5 protein-coding genes and 1 rRNA gene are annotated in these 6,788 nt (G+C 42.2%); 1 reads left to right on the top strand and 5 read right to left on the bottom strand.

Features of this window, described 5'->3' with window-relative positions; translation table 11 throughout:
• Together OHT75_RS03905 and pssA are read right to left on the bottom strand one after the other, a co-directional pair.
• Positions 1-70: ribosomal RNA gene (locus tag OHT75_RS03905) — 16S ribosomal RNA — on the bottom strand; the annotation flags it as partial.
• A gap of 736 nt (positions 71-806) precedes the next feature.
• Positions 807-1,592 (bottom strand): CDP-diacylglycerol--serine O-phosphatidyltransferase, encoded by a 786-nt coding sequence (gene pssA, locus OHT75_RS03900; protein WP_264725132.1) that lies wholly within the window; start codon positions 1,590-1,592, stop codon positions 807-809.
• A gap of 107 nt (positions 1,593-1,699) precedes the next feature.
• On the opposite strand from pssA, the gene OHT75_RS03895 reads away from it, so the two are divergent.
• The gene (locus tag OHT75_RS03895; protein ID WP_264725131.1) at positions 1,700-2,134 is read left to right on the top strand and encodes a DUF4124 domain-containing protein; all 435 of its coding nucleotides are present in this window, start codon (positions 1,700-1,702) and stop codon (positions 2,132-2,134) included.
• 97 nt (positions 2,135-2,231) lie between these two features.
• Here the strand turns inward: OHT75_RS03895 and clpB are convergent, their stop codons facing one another.
• The 3 genes from clpB to rluD all read right to left on the bottom strand — a co-directional run bounded on the left by clpB (position 2,232) and on the right by rluD (position 6,675).
• Positions 2,232-4,805 (bottom strand): ATP-dependent chaperone ClpB, encoded by a 2,574-nt coding sequence (gene clpB, locus OHT75_RS03890; protein WP_264725130.1) that lies wholly within the window; start codon positions 4,803-4,805, stop codon positions 2,232-2,234.
• 145 nt (positions 4,806-4,950) lie between these two features.
• Positions 4,951-5,700, bottom strand: a complete 750-nt coding sequence (pgeF, locus tag OHT75_RS03885) for a peptidoglycan editing factor PgeF (RefSeq protein WP_264725129.1) — start codon at positions 5,698-5,700, stop codon at positions 4,951-4,953.
• A complete protein-coding gene (gene rluD / locus OHT75_RS03880) occupies positions 5,701-6,675 on the bottom strand; it encodes a 23S rRNA pseudouridine(1911/1915/1917) synthase RluD (protein WP_264725128.1) in 975 nt (324 codons plus the stop codon).
• Positions 6,676-6,788: the final 113 nt, after the last annotated feature.

The following is a 6,788-nucleotide window of genomic DNA, read 5'->3' as shown; positions in this document are numbered from 1 at the left end:
GCCGCTCGACTTGCATGTGTTAGGCCTGCCGCCAGCGTTCAATCTGAGCCATGATCAAACTCTTCAATTAAAGTTTTGTTGAGACAAAGTCTCGGCTCAATGAATTCTACTGTTATAATTCGCTTCGCTCATAAGAGCTAACGAGTTATCAACTACATTACTGTAGCTTCATATTTCTATGAACATTCATCGTTGCATTGAGTTTAAATTTTTTGATTGCTCTTCCTAAGAAGAAGCAATTTCGAATAACTCAATACCTGTGAATGTCCACACAGATTTCTTGTTTAAGTTGTTAAAGAGCGTTGATGTTAATTTTTCAAACATCGCCGTGAGACGCTAGGTCGTTGGCTTGGGCTGCGTATTCTACGCTTTCCCTTGTCTGCGTCAAGTGTTTTTTCAAACTTTCTTTTCGCATTTGATTTGAGCTTAAAACCGAAGCCTTTATGTTTCAAATCAAGCTGACTTCCTAAGTGATTTACCTCGGATGGCGCTTTGCTTTCGCGCTGTGCCGTGTCAGTGGATGCGCATTATAGGGAGCTAAGATTTTTGCGCAAGGGGAAATTTGTACTTTTTATTAAAAACAGGCTCGTTCGATTACGAATCAATCAATTCGCTTTTATTTCACGCTGTTTTAAGTATTTTATCTTGTATTAGGTGGATTTTGAGTGAGTTGGTTAGAGTAAATCGGCAGATATTTGCGGTAATTTAAAACCCAAGTACCTTGTTGGGCACATCAACAAGGTATTTAGAAACTGTCTATTCTAATGTCACCAGCCCCAAAATATAAGATGTATATAAGGTGCCGGTTATTTTTTATCATCAACTGGAGGGATGTCTGAAGGGTCATCACCCACAATATGACCGACTTTTATCTTGTCGACACTTTTTAAGGTAATGAAAGGACCTGATAATGCATATAAATAAAAACCTATGCACAGGATAATTGCAGGCTCAACCGATATAATGGCGAATACCGTGACAATTAGGATCATCACTAGAAAGTTTACCTTCCCTTTCCAGTCAACATCTTTAAAAGAGTGATATTTAAAGTTGCTCACCATCAGCAAGCCAGTGAGTGCAGTAATCAATGCCGCTAAGTAACTTATATTTGTGGGTTCAACGCCATAAGTTGAACCGCTCCAAATACTACCTGCAATAACAGCTGCGGCTGCTGGACTTGCTAAACCTTGAAAAAAGCGTTTGTCGGCTGAGCCTACCTGCGTATTGAATCGAGCTAGTCGTAATGCCGCCGCTGCGCAGTATATAAACGCAGCCATCCAACCTATCTTACCTAAATCACTTAACGCCCAGTTATAAGCAAGTATGGCGGGTGCCATACCAAATGACACCATATCTGCCATGCTGTCATATTCGGCCCCAAAATCACTTTGTGTATTTGTCATCCGTGCAACTCGACCATCTAAGCCGTCACATATCATGGCAACAAATATGGCTATCGCTGCGGACTCAAAATGTCCATTCATCGAAGATATAACCGCATAAAAACCGGAGAACAAGCCGGCTGTCGTAAATAGATTAGGTAAAAGGTAGATACCTTTGTTTTTTGTTGTTTGATTTGCTGAATTTTGCATACACTGATACTTAATAATAAATATAAGTTGGATTTTACCCTAAGATAACATATTTTTGTTTTATCAAGGATAGTCGTTTATTACAGCTTTTCACTTTGGATGCTTATATGAAACCTTTACTTTTATTGGTAGCTAGCTTGACGATTGCGCCATCAGCTTTCGCCACTACGATTTATACTTGGACAGACAGTAATGGCTTGATTCATTACAGTCAGCAAGCACCTCAAGGTGTAGATGCAAAGCGTATTAGTAGTGATGATATTGAACCCAGTAAAATTGGTACGGCTTCCCCAATACGTAAAACGGCCGAAAAAGAACCTGAATCGGATTTAGCTAAGTCGGCAAAATTGATAAAAGAAAAAGATGCTAAACAAGCAGAATCTATTTGCGAAAGCGCAAAGCACAGCATGAGTTTACTCGATACCTATAATAGACTTACCCGAAAAGATCCTGTGACGGGCGAAGATGTGGCAATGACAGAAGAAGATAAACAAGCCGCTAGAGCTGAAAATGCTGAACGTGTCAGGCTATTTTGTAATTAATACCGTTAAAATAGAAGATCCAAAAATAAAATCTAACCAGATTAATACGACAAAGGGAGCCTTAGCTCCCTTTGTTTATTGAATGTTTAGATAAAGGTTATTGTAAAAACACCAATTGCCCCTCCTCAACATCAACTCGTATCAATTGACCGGGAATTAACTGCCCTCGTAGTAGTTTTTGCGCTAATGGGTTTTCCACTTCTTGTTGCAACGCCCGTTTAAGTGGTCGAGCACCATAGACGGGGTCAAATCCAGCTTCTGCAATTAATGTCAGCGCTTGATCTGATACCTGTAGATCAAAATCTTTCTCAGTTAAGCGCTTACGCAGCAATTCAATTTGAATACTGGCAATATGCTTGATGTTATTGGCATCAAGAGGATGGAAAACAACCGATTCATCGACACGATTCAAAAATTCAGGACGGAAGTTTTGCATCACAACGTTCATGACACTTTGCTTCATCTCATCATAACTCACCATGCCGAAGCTTTCTTGAATACGGTCAGATCCTAAGTTCGATGTCATGATAATGACGGTATTTTTGAAATCCACGGTACGACCTTGACCATCAGTTAGGCGTCCATCATCTAATACCTGTAGCAAAATATTAAAGACATCTGGGTGCGCTTTCTCAACCTCATCTAATAGGATGACCGAATATGGCTTACGCCGCACGGCTTCTGTTAAATATCCGCCTTCTTCATAACCTACGTAACCTGGAGGTGCACCAACGAGTCTTGATACGGTATGCTTCTCCATAAACTCAGACATATCGATACGGACTAATGCGGATTCAGTATCAAACAAAAACTTCGCCAATGATTTACATAGCTCTGTTTTACCTACCCCCGTTGGCCCTAGGAATAAAAACGATCCGATAGGACGCTGCGGATCGGCAAGTCCTGCTCTGCTTCGACGAATAGCATTTGATACTGCATCAACGGCTTCATTTTGCCCAATAACACGCTCATGTAATGCGGCTTCCATATGCAACAGTTTTTCGCGCTCGCCTTCAAGCATTTTTGACACAGGAATACCTGTCGCTTTAGATAATACCTCGGCAATTTCAACGTCGGTCACTTTGTTGCGTAACAAAGTCATATCTTGCATTTCAGCTTGAGAGGCTAAATCTAACTGTTTTTCAAGCTCTGGAATACGGCCGTATTGTAGCTCTGACATTCGTGTTAAATCGCCAGCGCGCCGAGCTACATCCATGTCCATCCTGGCCTGTTCTAAATCAGCTTTAATATGCTGAGTACCGGCCAAGGCGGCTTTTTCTGTATGCCAAATTTCGTTCAGCTCCGATGCTTTAGATTCAACGTCTTTTAGTTCAAGCTGCAAATGATCTAAACGTTTACGGCTAGCATCATCGGTTTCTTTGGACAAAGCTTGCTCTTCCAATTTCAATTGGATTGCACGTCGCTCAAGCCGGTCTAACGATTCTGGTTTTGAGTCAATCTGCATACGGATGCTTGATGCGGCTTCATCAATTAAATCGATGGCTTTATCTGGCAGTTTTCGATCTGAAATATATCGGTGCGACATACTCGCCGCAGCGACAATTGCCGGATCGGTAATTTCAACGTGATGATGTAATTCATAACGTTCTTTCAAACCACGTAATATAGCGATGGTATCTTCAACGCTGGGCTCATCCACTATCACTTTTTGAAAACGGCGTTCAAGCGCAGCATCTTTTTCAATATACTGACGATATTCATCTAGAGTCGTTGCACCAACACAATGTAAATCCCCTCGAGCTAAAGCAGGCTTTAACATATTACCTGCATCCATAGCGCCTTCGCCTTTACCAGCACCCACCATGGTGTGTAACTCATCTATAAATAGAATGACCTGGCCTTCTTCTTGAGATAATTCATTGAGTACCGCTTTTAAACGTTCTTCAAATTCACCACGATATTTTGCACCCGCAATCAATGAGCCCATATCTAAAGAAAGCACACGCTTGTTTTTGATCCCCTCAGGGACTTCACCATTCACAATGCGCTGCGCTAAACCTTCAACAATTGCCGTTTTACCGACACCAGGCTCACCAATTAATACCGGATTGTTTTTACTGCGACGTTGTAAAACCTGAATCGTGCGACGAATTTCATCATCGCGGCCAATGACGGGATCTAACTTACCCTGCTCTGCTCGCTCAGTTAAATCGACAGTAAATTTTTTCAATGCCTGACGTTGATCTTCAGCATTTGGGTCATCCACTTTTTGACCGCCACGAACTTGTTCGATGGTTTTTTCCATCAACTCTTTTGACGCGCCAGCATCTTTTAAGGCTTTGGCTAATGGATCACTCCCTTCTAGGGCTGCCAGAATAAATAATTCAGATGAAATGTATTTGTCTTTGCGCTTTTGCGCCAACTTATCGCACAAGTTTAAAAGGCGAATAAGCCCCTGCGATAACTGCACATCTCCGCCAGTACCGTCCACTTGTGGAAATCGTTCTAACTCTTGGCTGAGTGACGAGCGCAACGCACTGACACGAATGCCCGCTTGGGTTAATAAAGGATGAATTGAGCCAGAATCTTGGTTAAGCAGTGCCATCATTAAATGGATAGGTTCAATAAATTGATGATCCCGCCCTAATGCTAATGACTGCGCATCAGAAATGGCAATTTGAAACTTATTAGTCATACGATCGAGCCTCATATAACCTCCTACATCTGATACATAAAATGGATATCCACTATGGATATTCTGTTACGTAAAAGATGGGGGCATAAATAGACAATTTCAAGCGTATAAACCATTAACTGATATAAAAAGTGCAACTTTTTTATACAATAAAAACAGACTAGGACTTCAGCCAGATTAATGAGGCCATTCTGCCGGTCTGTTTTTCTCGGCGATATGAGAAGTAATTAGGATTAGACATGGTACATTCATCAACACTGTATACACAATTGACCCCTAGCCCTGCTAAACGCAATTTTGCTAAACCAACAATGTCAGCTAAATATTTATCATTTGCACCCGTTTGCGCAATAAAGCAATTTGATGCTGCGGATTGTTGCGCCACAAACGCGCTTTTCACTTCCGCGCCAACTTCAAACATTTTGGGGCCTATGGCCGGGCCAAGACAGGCAATTAACTCAGATGCTGGCACAGAGAATCGCTTAACGGCTTGTTCGATAATCCCCGCACATAAACCACGCCATCCAGCATGGACTGCTGCCACTTGTTGACCTTGTTTATCACACAACAAAATCGGCAAGCAGTCTGCAGTCATTACCGCGCACACTTGCCCATATTGATTAGCATAACTGCCATCAGCAACTGGCACTGGTTGATCCATTTCAGCGTTAAAGGCTATGTCTGAAAATGACACCACCTCTACACCGTGCACCTGCTCTAACCATAATGGCTCGTTGGGTAAATGCAATACTGAAACAAGTTGCTCACGATTTGCCTTTACCCGTTTGGGTAAATCTCCAACATGTAGCCCAAGGTTTAAACTGTCAAAAGGCGGCAAACTACAGCCACCGTGACGATCTGTAAACGCAATAGCGACATTAAGAGGTAAAGGCCAATCGGGTATTAGCATTTATAAATACTCAACTGGATTTAGCTCAGTATCAATGCGTAAAGCCTTGGTTAGCAATGCCATATCTTCAGGAATAGGGGCTTGCCAGCTCATGATTTCACAGGTAATTGGATGAGCTAACTCTAAACGGACTGCATGTAACGCTTGGCGTTTAAAGTTTTTCAACAATTCGAAAAATTCAGGGCTTGCCGCTTTAGGTGGACGAGGACGACCACCATAAACAGGATCGCCCACCAACACATGACCAATATGCGCCATATGCACACGAATTTGGTGAGTGCGGCCTGTTTCAAGACGTAATCGCAGACGCGTATGCGCACGGAATTTTTCCGCCACACGGTAATGGGTAACCGAAGGACGCCCACCGTTTATCACTGCCATTTGCACGCGTTTAGTTGGATGACGATCAATAGGTTCATCCACAGAACCGCCCGCCGTCATAGTACCTTGTACTATGGCTTCATACTCACGAACAATATCGCGAGCTTGAAGTGCGGCAACCAAATGCGTTTGCGCTTCAACCGTTTTAGCCACGACCATCAAACCGGTCGTGTCTTTATCTAAACGGTGAATGATACCTGCACGTGGAACATGCTCAATATCTGGACAATGATGCAACAATGCATTCATTAATGTGCCATCAGCATTACCAGCACCAGGATGTACAACTAAACCCGCAGGCTTATTGATGACAATGATGTGGTCATCTTCATAAACGATATTTAAATCGATATCTTGAGCTAATGCGCGGACTTCTTCTTCAAGCGTTGCATTAATTTCAATTAACTGAGATTCAAAAACCTTTTCCCGAGGCTTGTCTACTATGATACCGTCTACGGTAACTGCACCGGATAAAATCCATTCTTTGATGCGTGTGCGCGAGTAATCAGGAAAAAGAGCGGCCAATGCTTGGTCAATTCTTTGCCCTGTTTGGGTTGCTGTTATCTCGCTTTTTAGATTAATCTCTTGTGTCATAGGAACCGTACCCCTTTTATGGGGTCCAAAGTGAATGTAGTATCTGTTACAATCGGATGTTTTCTATTTTACCGTGAAATGGAAAAATTCTTAACCACAACTTATAAAAGAAT

Source organism: Shewanella subflava (genome assembly GCF_025971955.1).
Classification (GTDB): Bacteria; Pseudomonadota; Gammaproteobacteria; order Enterobacterales; family Shewanellaceae; genus Shewanella; species Shewanella subflava.
The sequence above is the reverse complement of the archived record's forward strand: the minus strand, read 5'-3'. Positions and strand labels throughout refer to the sequence as shown.

Excerpts from the sequence above, each read along its gene's own strand:
- pgeF (WP_264725129.1), bottom strand. The coding sequence starts at position 5,700 with ATGCTAATACCCGATTGGCCTTTACCTCTTAATGTCGCTATTGCGTTT.
- pssA (WP_264725132.1), bottom strand. The coding sequence starts at position 1,592 with ATGCAAAATTCAGCAAATCAAACAACAAAAAACAAAGGTATCTACCTT.
- rluD (WP_264725128.1), bottom strand. The coding sequence starts at position 6,675 with ATGACACAAGAGATTAATCTAAAAAGCGAGATAACAGCAACCCAAACA.
- OHT75_RS03895 (WP_264725131.1), top strand. The coding sequence starts at position 1,700 with ATGAAACCTTTACTTTTATTGGTAGCTAGCTTGACGATTGCGCCATCA.
- clpB (WP_264725130.1), bottom strand. The coding sequence starts at position 4,805 with ATGAGGCTCGATCGTATGACTAATAAGTTTCAAATTGCCATTTCTGAT.